The 2603-nt window shown below is 52.4% G+C and carries 2 protein-coding genes; one reads left to right on the top strand and one right to left on the bottom strand.

Annotated features, from left to right (window positions below; all coding sequences use genetic code 11):
* Nucleotides 1-579 precede the first annotated feature (579 nt).
* Entirely contained in the window at nt 580-2325 is a 1746-nt protein-coding gene (gene kdpA, locus PX481_RS04565; protein ID WP_288093797.1) for a potassium-transporting ATPase subunit KdpA, read from the top strand.
* Here kdpA and PX481_RS04560 read toward each other — a convergent pair.
* The gene (locus PX481_RS04560) at nt 2272-2430 is read right to left on the bottom strand and encodes a hypothetical protein (protein ID WP_196219863.1); all 159 of its coding nucleotides are present in this window, start codon (nt 2428-2430) and stop codon (nt 2272-2274) included. The genes kdpA and PX481_RS04560 overlap by 54 nt on opposite strands.
* Between the last annotated feature and the right edge of the window lie 173 nt (nt 2431-2603).

Here is a 2603-nt window from a genome sequence, read left to right as displayed (position 1 = left end):
GTCCTTCCCTATATGGATTTCAGCTACTTTTGAGCGTAGGCGCTCTCATCGAATTTTATTTTAAGTTAATTATTTGCATAACAATTCCCGAAGAGCCATTCAAATCTGATCCCTGATAGCTGTCTCGGAGTCCCCCGTCTCCTGTCTCGGAGTCTCCTGTCTCGGAGTCTCGACTAGGAAATTAATTTTGCACGACTACTTATAATACTAAATCCGTTAAGTATAGGTAACATATCAGGATAGGCACTCATGCAAGAGGCAAGAGGCAAAAGGGGGAATAGATAATCAGTTTTTAATAACTGGATTTAGGATAATTGCTAATTGTTGGTATTGCTGCATAAGTGCGTAAAAGCTGATAGGATAACGAACGGAAAAAATATAGCTTGTCAAGGTGCAAGAAATCGCTATAATCGTTCCAGCAGAGGCGATAATAATCCCTCGATCATCCATTTGTTAATGATCGCTAATGATTAGACAAACTCGGTTTTCAGCAAGCGGTTTCGAGACAGCGAACCCGTGAGGGTCCCGGTTGATCGTTGATCGAGCCTCCACTGGCCTTTTTTTGGAGTTGATCGAACCATGTTGCAAGGATGGATTCAAATCGCGCTCACGATCCTGATAATCGTGGCGATCACCCCCTTTTTCGGGCGGTATATGGCTAGGGTGTTCATGGAACGGAGAACCCTACTCGACCCACTCTGCGATCGAGTCGAGAGTCTTCTTTACACCTTCGTCGGGGTGAAAGGGAAAGAGAATATGACTGGCTGGCAGTACGTCCGCGCCGTTCTCTACAGTAACGCGGTGATGGCAATTCTGGTTTTTTCCCTGATTGCGGGCCAAGGATTCCTTCCCCTCAACCCGACGGGGATCCCCGCCCCTTCTTGGGACACCACGCTACATACGACGATTTCCTTTATCACCAACACCAACCAACAGCATTATTCCGGAGAAACCACCCTCAGCTACGGGAGTCAGATCTGGGGTCTTGGCTACCAGATGTTCACCTCGGCCGGAACCGGTCTAGCGGTGGGGATCGCCTTTATTCGGGGACTGACGGGGCGACCGTTGGGCAATTTCTATGTGGATCTGATCCGAGCGATCACCCGTATCCTCTTACCGATCTCGATCGTGGGGGCAATTGCCCTGATCATCGCCGGAGTCCCGGAAACCCTCGCGGGCCCGGCGATCTTGCCGACGCTAGAAAACCCCAACCTGAGTCAGGCGATCGCCCGCGGTCCAGTGGCCCACTTCGAGATTATTAAGGAATTGGGAGAAAACGGCGGCGGCTTTTTTGCCAGCAACTCGGCCCACCCCTTGGAAAACCCGAACGGATTCGTCAATCTGGTGCAGTTGGTGGCGATTCTCTCGATTCCCACCTCCCTGATCTATACCTACGGGGTTTTCGCCGATAATCTCAAGCAAGCTCGGTTAATCTATCTAATTCCCCTCGGTATCTTCATCGGCTTTACGATCATCACAGCGATCGGGGAATATAACGGCAACCAGGCGGTTAACTCCCTGCTAGGGGTGGAGCGAGCGGTTAACTTCGAGGGTAAAGAAGTACGCTTCGGTTGGGCGCAATCGGCCCTGTACGCGGTAACTACCACGGCCACCATGTGCGGTGCGGTGATCGCCATGCACGATTCTTTGATGCCGAACGGCGGCTTCGCCACCCTCTCGAATCTGTTCCTGCAAATCGTTTTCGGCGGCCAGGGAACCGGCACCGCCTACCTGTTTGCCTATCTGATCCTGGCGGTATTCGTCACCGGGCTAATGGTGGGGCGAACCCCCGAATTCCTCGGGCGCAAAATCGAGAAACGGGAAGTGGTGTTAGCGAGTTTTTTAATTCTGCTGGTTCACCCGATCGCCATCCTCATCCCTGGAGCGATCGCCCTTGCCTTTCCCGACTTTCAGGGCATCAGTAACCCCGGCTTTCACGGATTATCTCAAGTTATCTACGAGTACGCTTCCGCCGCCGCCAATAACGGGTCGGGATTCGAGGGACTAGGGGATTCCCAACCTGCGCCGCTTGCGATCGCATCTGGGGCGAAACCGACGATGACCGCTCTCTGGTGGAATCTCAGCGCCTCCTTTAGTTTACTGGCTGGACGGTATATCCCGATCGCCGCCCTGCTCTTGTTAGCCGATGGGATGTCCCGCAAACAACCAGTTCCCGCCACCACCGGAACCCTCCGCACCGATACCGGACTCTTTACCAGCGTGACGGCGGGGGTGATTTTAATTCTCGGTGCGCTGACTTTCTTGCCGATATTAGCCCTCGGGCCGATCGCGGAAGCCTTTCAAATCACCCGGATGATCGGCTAGGAGTTTAGACAGGGTTTGCGGCAAAAAGTTTTTCCGGGGGGTAGGGTGTGGGGTGTGGGGTGTGGGGTGTGGGGTGTGGGGTTTTACCAGTTTTGAGGTGGCCAATTACCTAATTTTCAGGGAAAAAGTGCCTGAATGTCCCCCCGATCACTCCCAGATCCAGTACTTTTTGATTGACAAAAGGTCTAGAAGTCTTATCCAACAAGGTTTTTAGATTTATTCAGCAAGCCCGAATTAGTCGTGAGTTGAACTAACCGGCATCAGTCCCCACCCGCACT

Source organism: Microcystis sp. M53603_WE2 (genome assembly GCF_030065435.1).
This window is presented reverse-complemented; position numbering and strand designations above follow the sequence as displayed.

What these genes read in the sequence shown, in the direction of transcription:
- kdpA (WP_288093797.1), top strand. Translation starts at nt 580, where the DNA reads ATGTTGCAAGGATGGATTCAAATCGCGCTCACGATCCTGATAATCGTG.